Source organism: Pseudoxanthomonas suwonensis J47, from assembly GCF_000513955.1.
Lineage (GTDB): Bacteria > Pseudomonadota > Gammaproteobacteria > Xanthomonadales > Xanthomonadaceae > Pseudoxanthomonas > Pseudoxanthomonas suwonensis_C.
This window is the reverse complement of sequence record NZ_AZUZ01000028.1, coordinates 1-24,312: the sequence shown is the minus strand read 5'-3', so window position 1 is coordinate 24,312 and position 24,312 is coordinate 1. Positions and strand designations below refer to the sequence as shown.

The window sequence follows — 24,312 nt, the reverse complement described above, 5'->3', positions numbered from 1 at the left end:
CTTGCACCGCAACATGCGCGGCGCAAGTGCGGAGGCCCGACTCAGCTTTCCATCGCCGCGACGATCCGCTCGCGCGACAGCTCGGCGATCCGCCGGCGGCCTTCCACGTTCCCCGGTGGGATCGGCTCGAGGAAGTGCACCTCGGCCAGCCGCGCGCGGCCGCCGAGCAGGCGCAGGAAGTTCTGCAGGAAGTTCTCGCGCGGGGCGAAGGCCACCACGGTCTGTTCGGCGCCCTTCTCGCCGTAGCGCAGCGCCACCGGCTGCACCGGCACCTGCGCCTCGACCGCGGCCATGAAGATGCGCGCGTGGAACGGGCCGACCTCGCGGCCGTCGCGGGTCCGGCCTTCCGGGAACACGCCCACCGAGCGGCCCTCGCGCAGGCGCTGCGCCATCGCCTCCAGCACCCCGTTCAGCGAATCGGAGCTGCCGCGCTGGTGGTAGATGGTCTGGCCGAGGGTGGCCAGCCAGCCCACCAGCGGCCAGCTGGCGATCTCGCGCTTGGCGACGAAGCCCATCATCCGCTGGCTGTGCAGGATCTCGATGTCGAGCCAGCTGACGTGGTTGGCCACGAACAGGGTGGCGCCCGGCAGCGGCTGGCCGAAGCGGCGCAGGCGGAAGCCGAACACCCGCATCAGCCCGGCCGACCAGGCCCGCACCGCGCGGTCGCCCAGGGTTTCCGGGCCCCACGGGATGCGCGCCAGTACCGGGATCTGGCAGAGCAGGGTCGGCGGCAGCAGCACCAGCAGGTGCAGCAGCAGGAGCGGGACGCGGTAGAGGTAACGGAAGGCGCGCGCAAGGCCGGAGTCGCCGGCGGCGCGGGGGGAGGCGTGATCCATGGACGCGCACGATACCGGATGGCCGGGCGCCCTGCGCAGTCCCCCGCGTCCGTGCGCCACCCGCCGCGACCGCGGCCGGGGCGCCTCCCGGGTGGCAGGTCCGCGCTCCACGTCCCTGCCCCTGCTCAGGCCGGTGCGGCCATCGGCACCACCGCCAGGGTCAGCCGCGACACGCATACCAGGCGACCGCGTTCGTCCTCGATGCGGATGTCCCAGACCTGGGTGCTGCGGCCCACGTGCACGGCCCTGGCCGTACCGGTGACCACGCCCTCGCGCACCGCGCGCAGGTGGTTGGCGTTGATCTCCAGCCCCACCGCCTGCTGCCGGGTGGTGTCCAGGCACAGGTTGCCGGCGCTGCTGCCGAGGGTTTCGGCCAGTACCACGGAGGCGCCGCCATGCAGCAGCCCGTACGGCTGGCGGGTGCGCGCGTCGACCGGCATGGTCGCCTGGACCCAGTCCGGGCCGGCGGCGGTGAAGACGATCCCCAGGTGCTCGATCAGCGTGCCCTGGCTGAGCCGGTTGAGGTCGTCGATCTGGACGGGGGCTCGGAAGACCATGGCGGGACCTGCTGCGGGAGGGGCCGGGATTATCGCCGGGCCCCACGCCGGTGTCGCGCGCGCGTGGCCTTCAGAGGATGGGAACGAGGCCGGCGCCGAAGGCGGTCAGCATCCGGGTCAGGATCGACTTCGGGCCGAGGCTGACCTCGGGGAAGTCGCCCACCGGCGCGTAGCAGCGGTGGAAGTCCGGATCGCGCCGCGGCAGCGGCGCCGGGCAGTCCGGGCCGGGCTGGAACTCGTAGTTGGTGGCGTAACGCCACGGCCACAGGTCCAGCACCGGCGAGGCCTCCAGCACCTTGCCCATGCTGTAGTTCAGGCCCGACAGCACCGGCGGCCGCGCGCGCGGGCCCACCGTCCAGGAATTGGCCGGGGCGATGTCGCGCTCGATGCTGCGCGCCAGCGCCTCGGCGAACACCGGGTCCTCGATCACCACCACCGCCTCGGTGTTGTAGTTCTCGCTGCGCGGGTCGAAGTTGTGGGTGCCGACCACGGCGATGCGGCGGTCGATCACCATCGACTTGGCGTGCACGCCCATGCGCGGGCCCTCGCCACGCACCGGCACCGGGCGGTTGGCCGGCGCGCTGGTGCGCAGCAGCGACGGACGCGTCTCGGTACGCAGCTTGTCCTCGACCCGGCCGTCGTCGCCGTTGCGGCCGGAACCCGAGCCCGAACCCGAGCCGGCGAGGCTGCCCAGGCTGCCCGGCACCTCGCTGCGCGCGGTGGTCGGCGTGGGCGCCAAGGGATCGCCCGGCCACCACGCCCCCAGCGACACCGCCACCGGCGGGTCGGCCGGGAACGGCTTGTATTCGAAGACGTCGAAGCCCAGCTCGCGCACGTTGCGGCGTTTGTACTTGTAGGTGAGCGCGTAGACGATCGGGTTGTCGGTCGCGGCCAGGCTGTTGGTCGAGACCACCACGCGTGGCGGCACGTCGGCCTTGCGCAGGCCGCGGAACACTTCCAGTGCGCTGTCCGACAGCACCAGGTACGGCGTCTGCAGCAGGATCTCGCTGCGTGCGCGGGCCAGCAGTTCGGCCAGCCCGGGCGCGCCGGCTTCCGGGTCCGGGCCTTCGTGGTGCTTCGCCGGCAGGTCGGCCAGGTAGGAAACCTTGCCCACCGGCAGTGCGCGGCTGACCAGGCGTTCGCGCACCAGGTCCTGGTCGGCGGCCGCCTGCGACATCAGCTCGACCCGCTCCGGCACCGCCGGCCGCGACGGCGGCATCTCCGGCACGCCCTGCTGCAGCAGCACCTTGGCCACGTCGTCCAGGCGCTCCACCGGCACGCTGCGCGGATCGGTCCAGTACTCGGCGAAGTTGCGCTCCATGCCGCGCACCACCGGGCCGGCGACCAGCACGTCGCGGTCGCGGAAGTTGTACTCGGCGTCCCAGTCGTAATAGTCGTCCTGGTAGTTGCGCCCGCCGGTGATCGCCACCGCGCCGTCCACCACCAGCAGCTTGTTGTGCATGCGCTGGTTGAAGCGGCGGAAGCAGCACAGCACGCTGGCCGCGTAGTGCATGTAGTTCGGCTTGGCGCGGTTGAAGGTCGGGTTGTAGATGCGCAGTTCGAGGTTCGAATGCGCGCCGGACAGCGCCGCCAGGATCTGCAGGTCGGCGATCGCCGACAGCTGGTCGATCAGCAGCCGCACCTTCACCCCGCGCCGCGCCGCGGCGAGCAGCTCGTCGATGACCAGGCGCGCGCTGTCGTCCTTGTCGAAGATGTAGGTCTGCAGGTCGATGCGGCGGGTGGCGCTGCGCAGCAGGTTGATCCGCGCCAGCAGGGCGTCGCCGCCGGTGTCCAGGATCAGCGCATAGTGGCGCGGGCCCTGCCCGGGCCCGGCCTGCGCCTCAGCGAAGGCGGCGCCAGCCAGCGCGTGCAGTTCCGAGGGCGTGGCGCAGCGGTCGGCGCGCTCGCATTCCACCGCGGTGTCGCGCGCGGACACGGCAATCGCGGCGGCGCGCTCGTGCTGCGCAGGGCCGATCGTGCTGCAGGCGGTGGCCGACAACAGCAGGAGCAGGCCGAGCAGTCGGGCGACGACGTTCACTTCGCGCGTTCCCGCAGCTGCAGGCTGGCGAGCAGCCAGACCTTGTCGGCCAGCGCCACCTGCCATTCGCGCATGCCGTAGTCGCTGCGCTGGATGCTGCCGTTGACCTGGATCGGGCAGTCGCGGCCCGGCCGGGCGCAGGCCGACGGCGCGATCTCCAGCGACTGCGGCCGGGTAACGCCACGCAGGGTCAGTTCGCCCCGCAGCGCGCCACCGTCGCGCAGCAGGTCCGAGGTGTAGGGTTCGGACACGAATTCCATCCAGGGATGGCGCACGGTGTCGAAGAAGCTGGCTCCGCGCATCCACGCAGTGTAGCGCGGGCGCTCCGGGATCACCGCCTCGGAGGTGGCCACCTGCAGGCGGACGCGGTGGCGTCCGTCCGGCAGGTGCTCGACCACCCCGTCGAAGCGCGGGAACTCGCCGGCGATGCGCTGGCCGAAGCGGGTCCGCACCTCGAAGCCCAGCCAGCTCTGCTCGTGGTTGAAGGTGGAAGGCGCGGGCGCGTCCTGCGCCTGGGCCAGGGCTGCGACCAGCACCAGCGCCGCTACCGCCAGCCTCGCCCCCCGCCAGGCACGCATGGAATCAGGGCCACCAGAACGCCGCCAGGCGGCCGGCGCCCGGTTCGATGGGTGGACCGGCCGGGATGGAGAGCACCGCCACCGCCGCCGCCGGCATGCCGCGATAGTCGCCGGACTGGCCGCTGTGCAGCAGCGCCACCAACCGTTCCAGGCCCGGGTTGTGCCCGACCACCAGCAGCCGCTCGACCTCCGCATGGGCCTGCAGCAGGCCGAACAGGGTGCCGGGCGTGGCCTCGTAGATCGACGGCTCCAGCCGCTGTTCGGCGTAGCCGGTGATCGCCAGCACGGCTTCCAGGGTCTCGCGCGTGCGCCGCGCCGGCGAGCACAGGACCCGGTCCGGCACCAGGCCGCGTTCGGCCAGCCAGCGCCCGGCGGCTTCGGCTTCGGCCAGGCCCTGCGCCGACAGCGGACGGTCGATGTCGGCCTGGCCGGGCGCGGCGGGCTCGGCGTGGGCGTGTCGCAGCAGGATCAGTTCGCGCACCGGGAGGGTTCCTTCGTTCATGCCTTCAACCACTTCAACAGGGGCTCCCAGTCGGCCTGGTGCTCGCGCACCTGCGCCGAGTGGTAGTCGAACAGGCTGCGGCCGAGGCCGACCATGACCACGTAGGCCTGGGTGTCGCGCAGCTGTGCCACCACCGGGTAGGGCCAGGTCTGCAGCATCGCCAGCGCCTGCTGGCTGGCGTTGGTCCACGGCTTGCTGCGGTTGAGCACCAGCCCCACCGGCAGCTTGCGCTGGTGGATCCGCGGCACCTTGGCCATGGTGTTGAGGAAGGCGACCGTGGCCTCGATGTCCAGCGCCGAGGGCTGCACCGGCACCACCACCGCGTCGGCGTGCTGGATGAACCCGTCCAGGTCCTCGGCCAGGGCGCCGGCGGGGGCGTCGATCACCACCCGGTCGGCATCGTCCGGCAGCCAGCTGCGCCAGGCGCGGCGGCGGCTGCCGTCGATCGGCAGCACGGCGCTGTCCAGTCCGGCGCGACGTTCCGCCCAGCGCGTCGCCGAGCGCTGCGGGTCGGCGTCCACCAGCACGGTGCGCAGGCCCTGCAGGGCCGAGTGCGCGGCAAGATGGGTGGCGATGGTGGTCTTGCCCACTCCCCCCTTGGAACCGGCCACCAGGATCGTCTTCATGCGGTCGCTGCCTCCGGATTGGCTGACCGCAGGTTACACCGCCCCCTCGTGCAGGCGATAGGAAGGCCGCCCCGGCCGCTGCTATCGTGACCGGGCACCCTCCGGGACCCCCCATGAGCCAACTGCAGGACCTGACCGCCCTGATCCGGGCGAACACCCCGCTGATCGTGATCGAGACCCGCGACGAGGAGCGGGTGGTGGAGCTGTTCCGGCAGTCGCTGCTGCACGTGTGGCGCGCCCTGCACCGCTGGACGATCACCGAGGGCCTGCGCCGCCTGGACCTGGACCGCGAGGATCCGGCCGAAGGCCCGCCCGACGCCTCCTACGCATTGCGCGCCATCCAGGGTGCGGGGCAGCGCGGCATCTACCTGCTGCTCGACTTCCACCCCTATCTCGGCTACGCCAGCCACCAGCGCCTGCTGCGCGACATCGTCCAGCGCCGCGGCTGCGAGCCGCACGTGCTGGTGCTGGTCGGCGCCAAGGTGGAACTGCCGGCCGAGCTGGAAGCGCTGGCGGTGCGCTTCGCCCCGCGCCTGCCCGACCAGGCGGCGCTGCTGAAGCTGGTCCGCGAGGAGGCAGTCGCCTACGCGAAGGAGCATGGCGGCCGCCGCGTGGAGGCCGAGGAGGACGCGGTGCGCCAGATCGTGCGCCACCTGCAGGGCCTGGACCTGCACGACGCGCGCCGCATCACCCGCCAGCTGATCCACGCCGACGGCGCGCTCACCGCCTCCGACCTGCCGCAGCTGGCGAAACTGAAGTTCGAGCTGCTCAACCGCAGCGGCCACCTGCACTACGAGTACGACACCGCCGGCTTCGACGACGTGGCCGGCGCGCGCCGGCTCAAGCGCTGGATTTCCCAGCGCCGCGCCGCCTTCGCCGGCAACCCGCCGCCGGGCCTGGACCCGCCGCGCGGCGTGCTGCTGCTGGGCGTGCAGGGCTGCGGCAAGTCGCTGCTGGCCAAGGCCATTGCCGGTGGCTTCGGCGTGCCGCTGTTGCGCCTGGACTTCGGCACCCTCTACGCCAAGTACCACGGCGAGACCGAGCAGAACCTGCGCGCCGCGCTGGCCTCGGCCGACCAGCTCGCGCCGTGCGTGCTGTGGATCGACGAGATCGAGAAGGGCGTGGCCGCCGATTCCGGCGACGGCGACGGCGGCGTGTCGCGGCGCGTGCTCGGCTACCTGCTGACCTGGATGGCCGAGCGCAAGTCGCCAGTGTTCCTGGTCGCCACCGCCAACCAGGTCCAGCACCTGCCGGCGGAACTGCTGCGCAAGGGACGTTTCGACGAGATCTTCTTCGTCGACCTGCCCGACCCGGACACGCGGGTGGAGCTGCTGCGCCTGCACCTGTCCGCGCGCGGGCTGGATCCGCAAGGCTTCGCCCTGCCGGCGCTGGCCGCCGCGGCCAATGGCTTTTCCGGCGCCGAGATCGAGCAGGCCATCGTCTCCGGCCTGTACGCCGCGCACGCCGAGCAGCGCGCGCTGGACACCGACCTGCTGATGCAGGAAATCCGCGGCACCCGGCCGCTGTCGGTGCTGATGGCCGAACAGGTCGCGGCGCTGCGCGCCTGGGCGCTGGAACGGACGGTGCCGGCGGACTGACCGCCGATGCCCGTCGCCGGGCGACGGGTGGGAAACCCGCGGTCAGGCGGCCGCGGTCAGGCGACCACGCGCCCCAGCAGCCAGGCCCAGGCCGGCAGGGTCAGCAGGCACAGCACGATGCCGTAGCCCACCAGCGCCGCGCACAGGCGCGGCGCCAGGCCGTGGGCCATCGCCAGCGCCGCGGCCGAGACCATGGTCGGCATCGCCGATTCGAGCACGTTGGCCTGCAGCATCAGCGGCGGCATGCCGAACAGCAGCGACAGCGGCAGCGCGATCGCCGGCATCACCAGCAGCTTCAGCGCCAGGCCGGTGGCCAGCGGACCCAGCTCCTCGCGCGGCAGGCGCAAACGGATCGACAGGCCCACCGCCAGCATCACCAGCGGCAGCATCGCATCGGCCAGGCGCTGCAGGCCGGAAGCGATCCAGTGCGGCGGCTGTTCCGGCATCAGCGTCAGGCCCAGCAGCAGCGCCCACACCGGCGGGAAGCGGGCGATGCGCAGCGCCACCTGGCGCGGCCCCGGCGGCGCGTCGCCGCTGTAGCGCGCGCAGATGTACAGGCCCACCGTCGACAGCAGCATGAAGGTGCCGAACTGGTCGTACACCACCGCATACTGCACCGCGTCCTCGCCCAGCAGCGCGCGCATCATCGGGTAGCCGAGGAAGCTGGAGTTGCACAGGCCCACGCACAGCAGCAGCACCGCGTACTGTTCGCGGCCGAACTTCCACAGGCGCGCCGCCGCGGTCACCAGCGCCCAGGTGGCGCCCATCAGGATCCACGGGGTCAGCGCCACGCCCAGCAGCGACCACTGCAGGTGCAGCTGCGGCACGTAGATCAGCACCGCCGCCGGCAGGCACACGTACAGCACCACCAGGTTGAGCACCTCGGAGGCGTTGTGCGGCAGCAGCGAGGTGCGGCCCATGGCCATGCCCAGCGCGAGCATGGCCAGGATCAGCGCGAATGCATCGAAAGCCATCGTTCCGGCTCAGCCGCGGCGCAGCCACCCGGTGATGCTGTAGCGCGGGCCGCCCGCCCAGGGCGCCACCAGGCTGACCTCGTGCGGTTGCGGCACGCGGAACAGGCTCAGCGAGTTCCACAGCGGGGTAAAGGTGTCGATCACCCGGCTCTCCGTGGGATCGAGGAAATGCAGCAGCCCGCCCCAGTCCGGCTTCCAGCCGTGCGACAGGTTGACCACGTAGGCGAAGGCGCGGTCCTCGTCGCTGGCGTGGTCGCTGTGCGACCGCAGGAAGTGGCCGTGGCGGTAGCGCACGGCGATCGCGCTGGTCATGCGGATTTCCGCGTCGCCGGTCAGCTGGCGGGCGAAGGCGATGAACTCGGGGCTGTTGAGGAAATCCACCACCGCGTGCAGGACCAGCTGCGGGTCGCGGCCCTCGCGACGCGCGTCGATCATCCGGTAGCGGTCGAAATAGAACTCGAAGCCGTCGCGCGCGCGCGCGGTGGCGGCCTGCAGCAGGCGGGCGTCGTCCTCGCTGCCCGGCGCGGCCTCGCGCGGCAGTCCCGGCGGCAGCTCGGCGCCGGTGCGCTGGGCGATCTCCCACGGCACCTCGTCGCGCAGGCACTGGTGCAGGCGTTCGGCGGCCTCTTCCTGCAGGAAACCCGGGATCTGCACCCGGCCGTGGGCGCGCAGGCGCGCGCGCCAGGGCTCGAGCTGGAGTTCGTTGCTGATCATGGTCGCGCCGGACCGCGCCTGCGTGGTGGAAACGCGCCTATTGTCGCACACGCCCGGCAGGGCGCGGCCCGGCGGTCAGGGCCAGGCGGGCGGATTGGCCTGCCAGTAGGCCTGCACTTCGGCCAGGGTCGCGCGGTCCTCCTCGCGCCAGTCCGGCAGCAGGCGGGCATAGGCGGAAGTGCCCGACCACTGCTGCGGTTCGGTGCGCACCGCGGCGGCGTACCAGGTGGCCGCCTCGGCCTTGCGGCCCACCTTCCACAGCGCCATCGCCAGGGTCGGCGGCTGCCAGGACGGCGTGCTCGGCCAGCCGCCGAGCAGCGACTGCCACTGGTCCAGCGCGCGCTCGGGCTGGCCGGCGTGGTACAGGTCCCAGGCGTAGTTCCAGGTCACCGCGCGCGCCAGGCGCTGGTTGCTGCCGGCGGCCTTCCGCGCGGCGCGGTACAGCTCCTCGCCCAGCTCCATGCGGCCGGAACGCATCGCCACGCGCGCCAGCTGCGCGCGCGATTCCACGTCCGAAGACCTGCGTGCGATGTTGGCGGCGAGCCGATCCACCACCGCATCGCCCTCGCCCTGCACGGCGACGATGGCGCGGGTGGTGTGTGGATCCTCGTCGAAGTAGAACTCCTTCGGCGCCGGCAGGCTCTGCGCCTGCGCAAGCAGCGCGCACAGGGCCAGGGCGGCCGCAAGCGGTAAACGCAACTTCATGACTTCATCCCCGGGAACCGACTGCCTCCCCTTGCCTGCATCCTAACCGCTGCAACGCACAGTGGACGAGTGCGGCTCATCACAGAATGGCGCTTGTTATGATGCGACGCCGGGCCGGCGAGGCCCGGTTCCGCCAGACAGGGCCCGCCATGACCAGTACTGCCGAACTGACCTCGCCTTCTTCCGCGAACCTGCCCGGCCTGGACACGTTCGACGCCGACTACACGCTCGAGCACAAGTACACGCGCCGCGACGGCCGCATCTACCTCAGCGGCGTGCAGGCGCTGGTGCGGCTGCCGCTGATGCAGCAGCTGCGCGACGCCGCCGCGGGCCTCGATACCGCCGGTTTCATCAGCGGCTACCGCGGCAGCCCGCTGGGCGGCTTCGACCTGGAGCTGTGGCGCGCGCGCAAGCACCTGGAGGCGGCGAAGGTGCGCTTCCAGCCCGGCCTCAACGAGGACCTGGGCGCGACCATGGTCTGGGGCACGCAGCAGACCAACCTGTTCCCAGGCGCCAGGGTCGATGGCGTGTACGCCATGTGGTACGGCAAGGGCCCGGGCGTGGACCGCTGCGGCGACGTGTTCAAGCACGGCAACGCCGCCGGCACCTCGAAGCATGGCGGCGTGCTGGCGCTGGCCGCCGACGACCATGCCTGCCGCAGCTCGACCCTGCCGCATGGCAGCGAGGACGAGTTCGTCAGCGCGATGATGCCGGTGCTCAACCCGGCCGGCGTGCAGGACATCCTCGACCTCGGCCTGGTCGGCTGGGCGATGAGCCGCTACACCGGCCGCTGGATCGGCTTCAAGACCATCGCCGAGACGGTGGAATCCTCCGCCTCGGTGGACGTGGATCCGTTCGCGCGCCGGATCGTGCTGCCGGAGGATTTCGAGCTGCCCCCGGGCGGGCTCAACATCCGCTGGCCGGATCCGCCGCTGGAGCAGGAGATGCGCCTGCACCGCTACGCGATCCGCGCCGCGCAGGCCTTCGCCCGCGCCAACCGCATCGACCGGATCGTGCTCGACTCGCCGCGCGCGCGGCTGGGCATCGTCACCACCGGCAAGAGCTACCTGGACGTGCTGCAGGCGCTGGAATACCTGGGCCTGGACGAGGCCGCCTGCCGCGACATCGGCATCCGCGTGTACAAGGTCGGCATGACCTGGCCGCTGGAGCCGCAGGGCATCGCCGCGTTCGCGCGCGGGCTCGAGGACATCGTCGTGGTGGAGGAGAAGCGCGCCTTCATCGAGCGGCAGATGAAGGAGCAGTTCTACAACTGGCCGGCCGACTGGGGGCGCCGCCCGAGCATCGTCGGCAAGTACGACGAGGCCGGCGAATGGATCCTGCCGTCCACCGGCGAACTGACCCCGGCCACGATCGCCGGCGTGATCGGCCGCCGCATCCAGCGCTTCCCGCTTCCATCGGGCGCGTTCAGCGAATCCATCGAACAGCGCCTGCGCTGGATGGACGAGAAGGAAGCGGAGATGGCGCTGCCGCGCGCCAACTTCCCGCGCGTGCCGCACTACTGCTCCGGCTGCCCGCACAACACCTCGACGGTGGTGCCCGAAGGATCGCGCGCGCTGGGCGGCATCGGCTGCCACTACATGGTCACGTGGATGGACCGCTCCACCGACACCTTCACCCACATGGGCGGCGAAGGCGTCACCTGGGCCGGGCAGGCGCCGTTCACCGACACGCCGCACGTGTTCCAGAACCTCGGCGACGGCACCTACTTCCACAGCGGCTCGCTGGCGATCCGCCAGGCCGTGGCCGCCAAGGTCAACATCACCTACAAGATCCTCTACAACGACGCGGTGGCGATGACCGGCGGGCAGCCGGTCGACGGCCAGCTGAGCGTGCCGGACATCGCCTGGCAGATGCGTGCCGAGGGCATCGACACGATCGTGCTGGTCAGCGACGACATTTCGAAATGGTCGAAGCGCGAGCTGTTCCCCACCGGCGTCGAGTTCCACGACCGCAGCGAGCTGGACGCGGTGCAGAAGCGCCTGCGCGAGGTGAAGGGCGTCTCGATCCTGATCTACGACCAGACCTGCGCCACCGAGAAGCGCCGCCGCCGCAAGCGCGGCAGGCTCGAGGATCCGCAGAAGCGGGTGATGGTCAACACCCTGGTCTGCGAAGGCTGCGGCGACTGCGGGCAGAAGAGCTTCTGCGTGTCGGTGCTGCCGAAGGAGACCGAGTTCGGGCGCAAGCGCGAGATCGACCAGTCCAACTGCAACAAGGACTACTCCTGCGTGCAGGGCTTCTGCCCCAGCTTCGTCACCGTGCACGGCGGCAAGCCGCGCAAGGGCCCGCGCGCCGAGGCCGCGGCGCTGCTGGACAACCTGCCGGAACCGGCGTTCCGCACGCGCCTGGACCGGCCCTGGAACATCCTGATCACCGGCGTCGGCGGCACCGGCGTGGTCACCATCGGCGCGCTGCTCGGCATGGCCGGGCACCTGGAGGGCAAGGGCGCCACCGTTCTCGACCAGACCGGCCTGGCGCAGAAGGGCGGCGCGGTCACCACCCACGTGCGCCTGGCGCGCACGCCGGAGGACATCCACGCCGTGCGGATCGCGGCGGGCGAGGCCGACCTGGTGCTCGGCTGCGACATGGTCGTGGTCAACGACTACTGGGCGCTGTCCAAGGTCCGCGGCGAACGCTCGGAAGTGGTGCTCAACACCTACGAGGCGATGCCCGGCACCTTCACCACGCGCCCGGACCTGCACTTCCCGGCGGCGGACATCATCGCCGGCATCCGCCTGGCCCTGGGCGGGCGCGAACCGCGCCTGCTCGACGCCACCCAGCTGGCCACGGCCCTGCTCGGCGACGCCATCGCCAGCAACCTGTTCATGCTCGGCTACGCCTGGCAGCTGGGCCTGGTGCCGGTCTCGCACGGCGCGCTGATGCGCGCGATCGAACTCAACGGCGCCGCCGTGGAAATGAACCGCCAGGCCTTCGCCTGGGGCCGCCTCGCCGCGGTCGATCCGCACGCGGTGGCCAAGGCCGCCGGCCTGGTCAGCAATCCGGTGACCGGCGACGAGCGCAGCGCCGACGGCCTGCACCAGCTGCCGCCGGGCGACTGGGAAGGCAGCGAGTTCGGCAGCATCAGCGCGCCGCGCCCGGCGCGTGCCGACCGCAACCTGCGCGGCCTGCCCGAACGCGGCGCGGTCGCCGGCGAAGGCGCCTCGCCGCTGGATGCGGCGACCGGCGAGGTCACCGCCCTGCCGCTGGACGACCTGCGCCTGTCGCGCAGCCTCGACGAACTGGTCGCGCGCCGCGAACGCTTCCTCACCGAGTACCAGGACGCCGCCTACGCGCGCCGCTACAGCGGGCTGGTGGCGAAGGTGCGCGCCGCCGAGAACCTGAAGGCCCCCGGCTCCACCGCGCTGACCGAGGCGGTGGCGCGCTACGCCTTCAAGCTGATGGCCTACAAGGACGAGTACGAGGTGGCGCGGCTGTACACCAGCGGCGAGTTCCAGCGCCGCCTGCAGCAGCAGTTCGAGGGCGACTACACCCTGCATTTCCACCTGGCGCCGCCGCTGCTGGCGAAGAAGGACGCGCAGGGCCGCCTGGTCAAGCGCGAGTACGGACCGTGGATGTTCACCGCGTTCCGCTGGCTGGCGAAGCTGCGCTTCCTGCGCGGCACCGCCCTCGACCCGTTCGGCCGCACCGCCGAACGGCGGATGGAGCGGCAGCTGGTGGAGGACTACTTCGCCACCGTCGAGCGCCTGCTCGCCCGGCTCGATGCCGGCAACCTGGAGCTGGCCACGCGCATCGCCAGCATCCCGGAGCAGATCCGCGGCTACGGCCACGTCAAGGAAGCGCACCTGCACAAGGCCAGGGCGCGCGAGGCCGAGCTGCTGCAGGACTGGGACAGCCCGCTGCGGGTGGTCAGCCGGGACGCCGCCTAGGGCACGCCGGCGCCGCGCCAGGAGCGGCGTGGCGGCGGTCCGCACCGCAGCGGCGGAGTGCCACGCCAGCCAGGCTCAGTCGCCGGCTTCGGCCATGTCCGCTTCCCAGGCCTGCCAGTCGCTCCGCTTCTGCATCGCGGCGTGGACGTTGCGAAGCAAGCGGACCGCGGCGAGCGGATTCCTGGAGGCTTCCTTGCGGGCGAAGGCCCAGCGCTTGGCGTAGCCGGGCCAGGCCTCCTGCAGCCGCTGCACGGGCGCGGGCAAGGTGGCGACGTCCACCGGCTCGACGACCACCATGCGGATCTGCAGCGGGGCATCCGGGGCGGAGGCCGGCAGCAGCACCGGGCTTCCGAGGGCGAGCGCCAGCACGGCGCCCGCGATGGCGACCCTGCCGCGCTTGGCGGCAACTGGCCAGGGTGACTTGTACATCTCTCGCTTCCGTTGCGGAGTCCTTGCCAAACCCCGGTTATGGCACCCGCGCCAGGGTCGGGGAATCAGAAGTATCGCAAACCGGAACCCTACCCACACTCGGGTGAAGACCCGATGCTGCCCGGCGTGCGGCCGCCATGGAGGGCCGGACTGCGGGCGTCCCGGGGCCCCGCCTGCACCCGGTCGCGGGCCTCAGCCCGCCGGCACCGGCCCGGTCGACTGGCGCAGCTGCAGCGAGTACGGCATCCGCACCATGCGCCCGGCGCTGCGCTCGCGGATCGCGTTGAGCAGCTGCACGGTGGCCACCTGGCCCATGTCGCGGGTGGGCTGCTGCACGGTGGTGATGGCCGGGAAGATCTGCTGCGAGATCGGGGTATTGTCGAACCCGCACACCGACACGTCGGCCGGCACGCGCAGGCCCAGCTCGCTGGCCGCGCGCATCACCCCGGCGGCCATGTCGTCGTTGGCCGCGAAGATCGCGGTGGGCCGCTCCGGCAGGGTCAGCAGGTGGCGGCCGGCGGCCAGGCCCGAATCGAACGAGAACTCGCCGTCGACCACCAGCTCCGGGTCGTAGCGCAGGCCGGCGCGGCGCAGCGCGGTGCGGTAGCCGGCCAGGCGCCATTCGCTGGCGCCGTGGTCCGGATGGCCCCGGACGTGGGCGATGCGCTGGTGCCCCAGGGCGATCAGGTGCGCCATCAGCTCGCACACCGCCTCGTGCTCGTCGAGGGTCACGCCGGTGCGGCCCTCGCGGTCCTTGGGCGAGATGCAGGAGAACGGGATGCCGCGCTGGTCCAGCCGGTCCAGCAGGGCCTGGCTGTCGGTCAGCGGCGGGGTCAGGATCAGCCCGTCCAGGCGCGAGGCCACCACCAGCGCATCGACCGTGTCGAGGAAGTCCGGGCTGCGGTAGCTGACCGGCTGCATCACCATGCCGTAGTGGTGGCTCTCGCAGGCCTCGACCACGCCGGTGAGGATCTCCATCAGGTAGTTCGGCGAGGGGTTGTCGTACAGCAGCGCGACCAGGTACGAGCGGTTGCCGGCGAGGCTGCGCGCGGACGGATCGGGCCGGTAGTTGAGCGCGCCCACCGTCTCCAGGACCCGTGCGCGGGTGGCGTCGCGCACGCCGGGCTCGTTGTTGAGCACGCGCGACACCGTCTTCATGGAGACGCCCGCCTGCCTGGCGACGTCCTCGATCCTGACCCGCATCACCCCTCCATCCGTGGCCGGCAACGGGCCGGCGCTCGCGCCGGACCCGCCCGCCACGTCACCAGAACAGCGCGTAGAGCGCGGCCAGGATCGCGACGACCCCGAGCGCGGCGATATTGAAACCGGCCGACGTCGAATAGTCGACATCGGCGGTCCGGATCAGGTCGCTGCCGGCCTGCTGCGGACGCGTCGCCAGCGACACCACTACCGCCAGCGCCAGCGCCAGCAGGAACACCAGGCCGACGCGGTCGATGAACGGCAGCGACGGCCACGCCAGCTTCAACACGACCGACAGCGCGAACGAACCGATCGCCGCGGCCAGCGCGCCGGCCTCGTTGGCGCGCTTCCAGAACAGGCCCAGCACGAAGATCACCACGATGCCGGGGGTGAAGAAGCCGGTGTACTCCTGGATGTACTGGAAGGCCTGGTCGAAGCTGCCCAGCAGCGGGCGCGCGGCCAGGATCGCCGCCACCACCGACACCGCCGCGGCGATGCGGCCCACCCGCACCAGGTGCGTCTGGTCGGCCTGCGGCCGCGACTTGGCGTAGAAGTCCAGGGTGAAGATCGTCGCCACCGAATTGATCTTCGAGGCCAGCGAGGCGACGATCGCCGCGACCAGCGCGGCGAACACCAGGCCGAGGATGCCGCCGGGCAGCAACCGCATCATCGTCGGATAGGCCTCGTCGGGCTTGGCCAGCTCCGGCGCCAGCACCACCGCGGCGATGCCCGGCAGCACCACCACCAGCGGCATCAGCAGCTTCAGGAACGCGGCGAACACCACGCCCTTCTGCGCCTCGCGGATGTCCTTCGCGGCCAGCGCGCGCTGGATGATGTACTGGTTGAAGCCCCAGTAGCTGATGTTCATGATCCACATGCCGCCGACCAGCACGCTGATGCCCGGCAGGTCCTTGTAGAACGGGTTGTCCCTGTCGAGGATCATCTCGAAGTGGCCGGGGTGTGCGGCCCACAGCTTCGAGAAGCCGGCGGCGACGCTGCCGTCGCCGATGTGACCCAGGGTGATCCCGGTGACCAGCAGGCCGCCGAGCACCAGCAGGGTCACCTGCACGATGTCGGTCAGCGCCACCGCCTTGAGGCCGCCGTACAGCTGGTAGGCCAGCGCGAACAGGCCCAGCAGCGCCAGCGCCAGCATCTGCTCCATGCCGGTCACCTGCGCCACCGCGATCGAACCCAGCCACAGGATCGAGGTCAGGTTGACGAACACGTACAGGCCCAGCCAGAACACCGCCATCAGCGTGCGGATGCGCGTGCCGTAACGTTCCTCGAGGAACTGCGGCATGGTGTAGATGCGGTTGCGCAGGAAGATCGGCAGGAAGAACTTGCCGACGATCAGCAGGGTCGCCGCCGCCATCCACTCGTAGGAGGCGATCGCCAGGCCGATGGCATAGCCCGAACCGGACATGCCGATGATCTGCTCGGCGGAAATGTTCGCCGCGATCAGCGAGGCGCCGATCGCCCACCACGGCAGCGAGCGGCTGGCGAGGAAGTAGTCGGTGGTCGATTTCTGGTGCCCGGCCTTCTCGCGCGAGACCCACTGCGCCAGCACGAAGATGCCCGCCAGGTAGGCGAGCACGATCACCATGTCCAGTGTTGCCAGCTTCATCCGCGTCCCTCTCCCCGGTTCGAGCGGTGGGCCTGGGGGAGGGCGCGGCACGCCGGCGCGCGGCCGGGCCGCGGCACCGTGGAGGAACCGGCCCGCACCGCCGCCCTCCCGGGGCGGCGCGGGCCTTCATGCGGTTACTGCGGGCAGGACAGGGTGTGCTCGACCTCGCCCACCGCGGCCAGCGACACCTGCGACACCGACAGCGTGGTCGCCGCGTCGCTGCGCAGGCGCAGCAGCACGTCGAGGCTGGCGGGGTCCGCGCCGGCGGCGGCGAAGCACTTCAGCGGGATGCCCAGGGTGGTCCACTGCCCGGCCGGCAGCGCCGCCAGCGTCTCGCGCAACGGCAGCGGCTGGCTGGCGCCGGCGGCGGCGGTCACCGAGCCGCTGGCCGGGATCGCCTCCGGACGCAGGGTCAGCGCCAGCATCACGTCGCCATTGGTCTCGCGGGCCAGGTCCTGCGCCGGCGTGGCGGCGATCGCCACCGCCGCCGGCTGCGCACCGGACCAGGTGAAGCGGCGCGCGTCCTCCTGGCGCTGGTGGTCGACCGCGGCCACGGCGAGGCTGTCGTCGGCCAGCGCGGCAGGCACGGTGGTGACCGGCGTCGCCTGCCCCTGCGCGTCCTCCAGCTGCAGCGCCAGCCCGGCGGTGAGCTGGCCGCGGGCGAAGAACACCCCGGCCGGCGCCTGCAGGCCCTGGATGCCGGAGTCCTCCGGCAGCGAGGCCAGGTCGCCGTTGTCGGCGTAGGTCAGGCCGTAGCCGAAGGCGAACTGCGGCTGGTAGCCAGGGGCGTTGACCGCCGCGTCGACCGCGTTGCGCGGCCAGGAGAAGCTCAGCTTGCCCTTGAAGTCGTGGTTGACGCTGCCGTCGGGCTTGCGCAGCAGCACGTCGGCCACGCCCGCGCCCTCCGAACCCGGCAGCCACGCGGCGACGAAGGCGTCGGCGGCGTTGATCTCGCGGTTGAGCCACAGCGGGCGGCCGCTGATGAACACCGCCACCACCGGGATGCCGTCGGCCTTGAGCTTGCGGATCAGCTCCAGGTCGCCGTCGTCGCCGGGCTTGAACAGCAGGTTGGGGATGTCGCCCTGGAACTCGGCGTAGGGCTCCTCGCCGAACACGACGATCGCCGCGTCGGGCTTGCTCTTGTAATTGCCGTCCACCGCCAGCTCGGCCTTGCCGCCGGCGGCGCGGACCGCGCGCTCGACCCCTTCCCAGATGGTGTCGGCGTTGGGGAAGTCGGCGCGGGTGGTGCCGCTGCCCTGCCAGTTGAGGGTCCAGCCGCCGGTCTGCTTGCTCATGTCGTGGGCGGCATCGCCGGCGACGAGGATGCGCTGGCTGGCGCGCAGCGGCAGCACGCCGCCCTGGTTCTTCAGCAGCACCAGCGACTCGCGCACGGCCTGGCGGGCGACCTCGCGGTGCTCCGGCGCGCCAAGCAGCTCGAACTTGCCGCCCAGGGCGCGCTGCGACGGCTTCGGCGCGTCGAACAGGCCCATGCGGAACTTGACCCGGAGGATGCGCTTGACCGCGTCGTCCAGGCGCTCCATCGGCAGGGTGCCGTCCTTCGCCGCGGCCAGGGTGCTCTCGTACATGCCCTTCCAGCTGTCCGGCGCCATCGCCATGTCCAGGCCGGCGGCGAAGGTCGCCGGGCAGTGGGTGGCGGTGCAGCCGGGGATCTGGCCGTGGCCGTTCCAGTCGCCGACGACGAAGCCGCCGAAGGCGAAGCGTCCCTTGAGCACGTCGGTCAGCAGCGGCTTGTGGCCGTGCAGCTTGGTGCCGTGGAAGCTGTTGAACGAGGCCATCACCGACTGCGCGCCGGCCTCGATCGCGGTCTTGTAGCCGGCCGCGTGCACGTCGCGCAGCTCGGCCTCGCTGACCTGGGTGTCGCCCTGGTCGCTGCCGCCGCTGGTGCCGCCGTCGCCGACGAAGTGCTTCACCGAGACCATCACGTGGCGGTCGTCGAGGAAGCCCGGCTCGCCCGGCTTGCCCTGCAGGCCTTCGACCATGGCCCTGGCGAACTGGGCGACGACCTCGGGGTTCTCCGAGTAGCCCTCGTAGGCGCGGCCCCAGCGCACGTCCTGCGGCACCGCCACGGTCGGGGCGAAGGCCCATTCCATGCCGGTGGTGCGGGTCTCCAGCGCGGTGATCTCGCCGATCCGGCGCAGCAGCTCGGGGTTGCGGGTGGCGCCGAGGCCGACGTTGTGCGGGAACAGGGTGGCGCCAACGACGTTGCTCTGGCCGTGCATCGCGTCGATGCCCCAGATCACCGGGATCGGCTTTCCGCCGCCGGAGGTGTCCATCGACGCCTCCCAGAAGGCGTCGGCCAGGGCCAGCCATTCGGCCGGTTTCGCGTTGTACTTGCCGCCCGGGTCGGAGCTGCCGCCGGCGAGGATCGAGCCGAGGCGGTACCTGCGCACGTCGTCCGGGGTGATCGAGGCGATGTCGCCCTGGACGATCTGGCCGACCTTCTCCTCGAGGGTCATCGAGGCGAGCAGGTCGTCGATCTTCTGCTCGAGCTCCGGATCGGCCGGCAGCGGCCAGGCCAGCTGCGGCCAGGCCTCCGGATGGATGGTGCCGTCGCCGGCGGAAGCGGTGGCATCGGCCTCGCCGGCCGGAGCGGCCGGTTCGGGCGCGCGGTCGCAGGCGGCCAGCAGGACCAGGGCCAGGGCGGCGGCCAGGCCATTGCGGATGCGCACGGGTGCGGCGGCTTCGGAACTCATCACGGTCTTCCCTCCGGTCGGTCTCGCGGCGCCTGATGTCCCCGGGCGCACTGGTGGCACTGACGGCCGCAGAGGCTTTGCCACACATGGCAGCGCTGTCAACCGCGAGCGGCCGTCATGCCCTGCCGGTATAGGCCCGCCCGGGCTGCGGCATGTCCCGCGCTGGGCCGCGCGAGGCTGAAAAGCCGGGGATTCCGGCCAGATCGGCGGTTCGCGGAGGTGCCGGGGCGCCGCCGCCGGGCGACGCCGGGGAGGGCCCGGCCTGTTGCATCGCAGCAGCCCATTGCGACGCCGGAGGAGACGCGGCGCGGGCTTGCCCGGCATGCGGATCGCGCTGCGTCGGGCCCCCGCTGGACCCGGTCGGACGCGCACGAGCGTCGTGCCTCCGGCTGCCGCGGCTTCCGGAGCCGGCTTGTCCCTCTCTATAATCGCCGGCAGCTGTGGCCGGCCGCGCCACTCGCCATAGGATGGGATGTGCGTAACTACGACCTGGAATTCCTGAAGCGCTTCTCGATGGTGATCGGCCTGCTGGGCCTGGTCACCCTGGGCCTGATCCTCCTGGCCAGCCACCTGCACGGCCGGATTCCGCCGGAAGTGTCGCCGACGGCTGCCAAGCGCACCGCCGAGCGCATCGCCCCGGCCGGCGCGGTCTATGCCGGCGACACCGGTGCCGCCGCGCAGGCCGCCGCCGCTGCCGCCGCCGCTGCCAAGGCCGCCTCGCAGGTGGCCTACGGCGGCACCACCGACGGCTCGGTGATCTTCCAGAACCTGTGCGGCGCCTGCCACAGCGGTGGCGTGGGCGGCGCCCCGACCCTGGACCGCAGCCACTGGAACGCGCGCATCGCCCAGGGCACCGACACCCTCTACAAGCACGCGATCGAGGGCTTCACCGGTTCGGCCGGCGTGATGCCGCCGAAGGGTGGCAACCCGGCGCTGACCGACGAGCAGGTGCAGGCGACGGTCGACTGGATGATCTCCAACCTCAAGTAAGCCGCGCTTCTTCCCGCCAACGCCGCCTCCGGGCGGCGTTGTCGTTTTCAGACACGCAGGATCCGCCCATGCACGCCCCCCGTATCCCGACGGCCCTGTCCCTGTTGCTGGCCTTCACGCCGGCCACCGCGCTGGCAGGCCCGGCCACCGCCATCGGCCAGCTGCGCGCCGGCGCGGCTGAGGCGGCGGAGGTCGCGGTGACCGCGACGGTCAGCGCCGACTTCCGCGAAGGCCTCGGCGGCGTGTTCGTGCAGGACGGCGGCGATGGCGACCCGGGCACGCCGGACGGCCTGTTCGTGCGTCCGACCGAGGGCGTGCAGTTCCCCGAGGGCGTGGCGGCCGGCCACGAGTGCCGCTTCCAGGGCCGGCTGGTCGAGGAGAAGCGCAGCGGCAGCCGCGCCACGGTGCTGCTGGCCGAACGCGTCGACCGCTGCCGCGCGGGCCAGCCGGTCGCGGCGCTGACGCTGGACGCGCTGCCGCAGGACTGGGCCGCGCTCGACGGCATGCGCGTGCGCATCGAGGCGCCGCTGTTCGTGGCCGGCACCGACGCGCTGCCGCGCTACGGCGAGCTGGCGGTGTCGTTCGACGGGCGCCTGTGGCAGCCCAGCGAACTGGCCCGCCCCGGCACGCCGGAACATGCTGAACTGGCCGCACGCAACGCACGCGTTCGCCTGCTGCTGGACGATGGCAGCCAGGCGCGCGATCCGGGACAGGTGGCGTATCTGGGCGACAGCGCCGCGCCGCGCGTCGGCGACGTGGTGCTGGGCGCCGAAGGCGTGGTCGAGCAGCGCCACGGCAGCTGGCGCCTGCAGCTGGACCGCCCGCTGCGCTTCGAAGCGGCGCAGCGTCCGGCGCCGCCACAGGTGCCCGGCAACGTGCGCGTGGCCGCGTTCAACCTGGAGAACCTGTTCAACGGCAACGGCCGCGGCGGCGGCTTCCCCACTCCGCGCGGCGCGAAGACCGAGCAGGCGTTCGAGGCGCAGCTGGCCAAGCTGGTCGCCACCGTGCACGGGCTCGATCCGGACGTGGCCGCGCTGATGGAGCTGGAGAACGACGGCTACGGCGAGGATTCGAGCATCGCCCGGCTGGTGCGCGAGCTCAACGCCGGCGGCGCGCAGTGGCGCTTCGTCGACGCCGGCCGCGGCCCGGGCGCGGACACGATCCGCGTCGGCATCATCTACCGCGCCGACCGCCTGGTCCCGCGCGGCGCGCCGGCGGTGCTGGAAGGCGGCCCGTTCGGCGAACGCAGCCGCGTGCCGCTGGCGCAGGCGTTCAGGCGCAAGGGCGGCGGCAAGGAGTTCGTCGTCGTCGCCAACCACTTCAAGTCCAAGGGCTGCAGCGAAGCCACCGGCGACAATGCCGACCGCAAGGACGGACAGGGCTGCTGGAACGCGCTGCGCCTGGATTCGGCACAGCGCCTGCACGCCTGGCTGCAGTCGGCGCCGCTGGGCAAGGGCCGCGAGCGCGTGGTGATCCTCGGCGACTTCAACGCCTACGCGATGGAAGATCCGGTGCGCTGGCTGCGCGAGGACGCCGGCTGGACCGACGCCTTCGCCGCCGCCGGCGTCGAACGCCCGTGGAGCTACGTGTACCAGGGCCTGAGCGGGCGCCTGGATCACGCCCTGCTGAGCCCGGCGCTGCTACCGCACCTGCGCGGCGCGGCCGAATGGCACGTCAACGCCGACGAGCCGGACGACGCCGGCTACGCGGGACGCAACGTGTCCGGACCATGGCGCAGCTCGGACCACGATCCGTTGCTGCTGGGGTTCGAGCTTTGAGGGACAGGGGTTCTAGCGGGTGCCGTGGAGGTAGTCGAGGCTGACCTGGAGCAGGGCGCGGAAGCCGACGTCCAGGGCGGCCTCGTCGAGGGTGAACTCGGGCGAGTGGTTGCTCGGCGCGGTGGCCGGATCGGTGCCCTTCGCGGTCGCGCCGACGAAGAAGAACATCGCCGGGGCCTTCTGCCCGTAGAACGAGAAATCCTCGGCGCCCATCGTCAGCGGCGGCTCGAACACGTTGTCCGCGCCGACCACCGCCTGCAGGCTCGGCAGCATCCGCGCGGTGAGTTCCGGGTGGTTGATCGTGGCCGGGTTGCTGTCGCTGTCCGGGATCTTCGTCTCGACCGTGGCGCCATGCGCCGCGGCGACGTGCCCGGCGACGTTGCGCAGGTCGGCGAAGATCCTCTCGCGCATGCCTTCGTCGAAGGTGCGGATGGTGCCGATCAGCTCCACGTCGTCCGGGATGATGTTGTAGCGGATGCCGCCCTTGATCGCGCCGAAGGTCACCACCGCCGGCAGTTTCGCGATGTTGGTACGGCGCGAGACGATGCTCTGCGCTGTGCCGACCAGGTCCGCCGCGGCGACGATCGGGTCGATGCCGCCCCACGGCTGCGAACCGTGCGTCTGCCGGCCCTTCACCTTGATGCTGAAACGGTCGGAGGCGGCCATCAGCGGACCGCCTCGCACCGCGATCTGCCCGGCCTGCACCGTCGAGAACACGTGCAGGCCGAACACCGCATCCGGCTTGAAGTCGTCGAAGAGGCCTTCGGCCAGCATCAGCGACGCGCCGCCTTCCTCGCCCGCCGGCGCGCCTTCCTCGGCGGGCTGGAACACCAGCAGGACCTCGCCGGGCAGCTCGTCGCGCATCGACACCAGCGCACGCGCCACGCCCAGCAGGATGCCGGTGTGCGCGTCGTGGCCGCAGGCGTGCATCACCCCCACGGTTTCCCCGCGGAACTCGGCGGTGGCCTTCGACGCGAACGGCAGCCCGGTGCGCTCGGCCACCGGCAGCGCGTCCATGTCCGCGCGCAGCGCGATCCGCGGGCCCGGCCTGCCGCCCTTGATCACCGCGATCACGCCGTGGTGCGCGATGCCGGTCTTCGGCTCCAGGCCCATCCTGCGCAGTTCCTCGGCCACCACCCGGGCGGTGCGCTCCTCGCGGTTGGACAGCTCCGGGTGCTGGTGGAAGTCGCGACGCCAGTCGACCACCTGCTGGCGCAGCTTCGCCGCCGCTTCGGTTACCTCCGGGCGCTGGGCCGCCTGCGCGCCGGCGATACCGGGAAGGGCCAGGCCGAGGGCGCAGGCCAGCAGGGACAGACGGCAACGGGCGGTCAGGGACATCGCGCGACTCCTGGGGACGTTGAGCGGATGCTAACCGTTGCGACGCGCGTGGACGAAGCCGGCATCCGCGCCGCCTAGAATCACCTGCGCGGCCAACGCACGGCCGTACTTCCTTCCCCCGGATCCCCTGATGGCCGACCCCGCCCTGCAGCTGTTGCTGCTGCTGTTCCTCGCCGCCGTGCTTGCCGGCTTCGTCGATGCGATCGCCGGCGGTGGCGGCATGATCACCCTGCCGGCGATGCTGCTGGCCGGCATCCCGCCGCTGCAGGCACTGGGCACCAACAAGCTGCAGTCGCTGTTCGGCTCCGGCTCGGCCAGCTGGACCTACGCCCGCCACGGCCACGTCGACCTGCGCCAACAGCTGCCGATGGGCATCGCCGCCGCCATCGGCGCGATGGCCGGCGCCCTGGCCGCCACCGTCGTCCCGTCCACCTGGCTGCGCGCGGTCCTGCCGTTCCTGCTGGCCGGGATCGCCATCTACTTCGCGCTCAAGCCGGACGTCGGCGCGGTCGAACGCCAGCGTCGCATGGGGCCGCGCATGTTCACGCTCGGCTTCGTGCCCGCGGTGGGCTTCTACGACGGCATCTTCGGCCCGGGCACCGGCTCGTTCCTGATGCTCGGCTTCGTCGGCCTCGCCGGCTTCGGCCTGCTCAAGGCCACCGCCCACACCAAGTTCCTCAACTTCGGCTCCAACGTCGGGGCCTTCGTCGTGTTCCTGGCCACCGGCTCGGTGGTGTGGAAGGTCGGTCTGCTGATGGGCGCCGGCCAGTTCCTCGGCGCCCGCGCCGGCTCCCGCTTCGCCATGAGGCATGGCACCCGCGTGATCCGCCCGCTGCTGGTGACCGTGTCGCTGCTGCTGGCCTTGCGCCTGCTCGCGGATCCGGCGCATCCGGTGCGCGCCTGGCTCGGGATCTGAAGCCCCTCCCACCGGGGTGAGGCTGCATGTTTGCGCGCCACTGGCGCGCGTGCCGCCGAACGCCCGCGCGCCGTGGACGCGTTACGGGCGCGGAGCGCGGGTTGGGGAGAGGGTAGGCGGGCCCAGCGCGGCGAGAGATCCCGACCCTCACCCCTGCCCCTCTCCCGGAGGGAGAGGGGAGAAAAGAAACGAAGCCACGCCCCCGAACGCAACGAAAGACGCGGCAGCGCGGGGGTATGGCGCATCGCGCGGTTCCGCCATCCATGGCTCCAACGCGCGAACGCAGGCCA

The 24,312-nt window shown here is 72.0% G+C and carries 19 protein-coding genes; 5 read left to right on the top strand and 14 right to left on the bottom strand.

From position 1 onward, the window contains the following. Positions 1-41 precede the first annotated feature (41 nt). The 6 genes from M503_RS0108960 to M503_RS0108935 form a co-directional block, all read right to left on the bottom strand. On the bottom strand, positions 42-836 hold the full coding sequence (locus M503_RS0108960) for a lysophospholipid acyltransferase family protein (RefSeq protein ID WP_037060989.1): 795 nt from the start codon (positions 834-836) through the stop codon (positions 42-44). Between the two features lie 125 nt (positions 837-961). After that, positions 962-1,393: a hotdog fold thioesterase gene (locus M503_RS0108955; RefSeq protein ID WP_028920178.1), complete on the bottom strand. Its 432-nt coding sequence runs from the start codon at positions 1,391-1,393 to the stop codon at positions 962-964. Positions 1,394-1,463: 70 nt separating this feature from the next. Next, a complete protein-coding gene (locus M503_RS0108950; RefSeq protein ID WP_028920179.1) occupies positions 1,464-3,431 on the bottom strand; it encodes a phospholipase D family protein in 1,968 nt (655 codons plus the stop codon). Next, the gene (locus M503_RS0108945; protein ID WP_028928196.1) at positions 3,428-4,009 is read right to left on the bottom strand and encodes a YceI family protein; all 582 of its coding nucleotides are present in this window, start codon (positions 4,007-4,009) and stop codon (positions 3,428-3,430) included. The genes M503_RS0108950 and M503_RS0108945 overlap by 4 nt, the downstream gene beginning before the upstream one ends. A 4-nt stretch (positions 4,010-4,013) precedes the next feature. Beyond that, positions 4,014-4,490, bottom strand: coding sequence for a SixA phosphatase family protein (locus M503_RS0108940; RefSeq protein ID WP_028920180.1), 477 nt, complete (start codon positions 4,488-4,490; stop codon positions 4,014-4,016). A gap of 17 nt (positions 4,491-4,507) precedes the next feature. Continuing rightward, a complete protein-coding gene (locus M503_RS0108935) occupies positions 4,508-5,137 on the bottom strand; it encodes a ParA family protein (RefSeq protein WP_028920181.1) in 630 nt (209 codons plus the stop codon). Positions 5,138-5,250: 113 nt separating this feature from the next. Here M503_RS0108935 and M503_RS0108930 point away from each other — a divergent pair, with 113 nt between their 5' ends. Beyond that, the gene (locus M503_RS0108930; RefSeq protein WP_028920182.1) at positions 5,251-6,735 is read left to right on the top strand and encodes an AAA family ATPase; all 1,485 of its coding nucleotides are present in this window, start codon (positions 5,251-5,253) and stop codon (positions 6,733-6,735) included. Between the two features lie 56 nt (positions 6,736-6,791). Here M503_RS0108930 and M503_RS0108925 read toward each other — a convergent pair whose 3' ends face one another. From M503_RS0108925 to M503_RS0108915, 3 genes are all read right to left on the bottom strand, one after another. Next, complete coding sequence (locus M503_RS0108925) at positions 6,792-7,709, bottom strand: AEC family transporter (protein WP_028920183.1); 918 nt, start codon at positions 7,707-7,709, stop codon at positions 6,792-6,794. Between the two features lie 9 nt (positions 7,710-7,718). Next, a complete protein-coding gene (locus tag M503_RS0108920; RefSeq protein ID WP_028928195.1) occupies positions 7,719-8,423 on the bottom strand; it encodes a 2OG-Fe(II) oxygenase in 705 nt (234 codons plus the stop codon). A 75-nt stretch (positions 8,424-8,498) separates the two neighbouring features. Next, a complete protein-coding gene (locus M503_RS0108915; RefSeq protein WP_028920184.1) occupies positions 8,499-9,128 on the bottom strand; it encodes a tetratricopeptide repeat protein in 630 nt (209 codons plus the stop codon). A gap of 149 nt (positions 9,129-9,277) precedes the next feature. Here M503_RS0108915 and M503_RS0108910 point away from each other — a divergent pair, with 149 nt between their 5' ends. Continuing rightward, positions 9,278-13,033 (top strand): indolepyruvate ferredoxin oxidoreductase family protein, encoded by a 3,756-nt coding sequence (locus tag M503_RS0108910; protein ID WP_028920185.1) that lies wholly within the window; start codon positions 9,278-9,280, stop codon positions 13,031-13,033. 75 nt (positions 13,034-13,108) lie between these two features. Here the strand turns inward: M503_RS0108910 and M503_RS0108905 are convergent, their stop codons facing one another. The 4 genes from M503_RS0108905 to M503_RS0108890 all read right to left on the bottom strand — a co-directional run bounded on the left by M503_RS0108905 (position 13,109) and on the right by M503_RS0108890 (position 19,000). After that, positions 13,109-13,462, bottom strand: coding sequence for a hypothetical protein (locus M503_RS0108905; protein ID WP_028920186.1), 354 nt, complete (start codon positions 13,460-13,462; stop codon positions 13,109-13,111). Between the two features lie 192 nt (positions 13,463-13,654). Beyond that, a complete protein-coding gene (locus tag M503_RS0108900) occupies positions 13,655-14,665 on the bottom strand; it encodes a LacI family DNA-binding transcriptional regulator (protein ID WP_037060988.1) in 1,011 nt (336 codons plus the stop codon). Positions 14,666-14,723: 58 nt separating this feature from the next. Continuing rightward, positions 14,724-16,286 (bottom strand): sodium/sugar symporter, encoded by a 1,563-nt coding sequence (locus tag M503_RS0108895; RefSeq protein WP_028920188.1) that lies wholly within the window; start codon positions 16,284-16,286, stop codon positions 14,724-14,726. Between the two features lie 134 nt (positions 16,287-16,420). Further along, positions 16,421-19,000, bottom strand: a complete 2,580-nt coding sequence (locus M503_RS0108890; RefSeq protein ID WP_028920189.1) for a glycoside hydrolase family 3 protein — start codon at positions 18,998-19,000, stop codon at positions 16,421-16,423. 474 nt (positions 19,001-19,474) lie between these two features. On the opposite strand from M503_RS0108890, the gene M503_RS0108885 reads away from it, so the two are divergent. Continuing rightward, positions 19,475-19,990, top strand: a complete 516-nt coding sequence (locus M503_RS0108885; RefSeq protein ID WP_028920190.1) for a c-type cytochrome — start codon at positions 19,475-19,477, stop codon at positions 19,988-19,990. A gap of 68 nt (positions 19,991-20,058) precedes the next feature. Continuing rightward, on the top strand, positions 20,059-21,768 hold the full coding sequence (locus M503_RS0108880) for an ExeM/NucH family extracellular endonuclease (RefSeq protein ID WP_028920191.1): 1,710 nt from the start codon (positions 20,059-20,061) through the stop codon (positions 21,766-21,768). 12 nt (positions 21,769-21,780) lie between these two features. Here M503_RS0108880 and M503_RS0108875 read toward each other — a convergent pair whose 3' ends face one another. Next, positions 21,781-23,106: an amidohydrolase gene (locus M503_RS0108875; RefSeq protein ID WP_028920192.1), complete on the bottom strand. Its 1,326-nt coding sequence runs from the start codon at positions 23,104-23,106 to the stop codon at positions 21,781-21,783. Between the two features lie 130 nt (positions 23,107-23,236). Between M503_RS0108875 and M503_RS0108870 the strand changes: the two genes are divergently transcribed. Beyond that, positions 23,237-24,022, top strand: coding sequence for a TSUP family transporter (locus tag M503_RS0108870; protein WP_028920193.1), 786 nt, complete (start codon positions 23,237-23,239; stop codon positions 24,020-24,022). Positions 24,023-24,312: the final 290 nt, after the last annotated feature.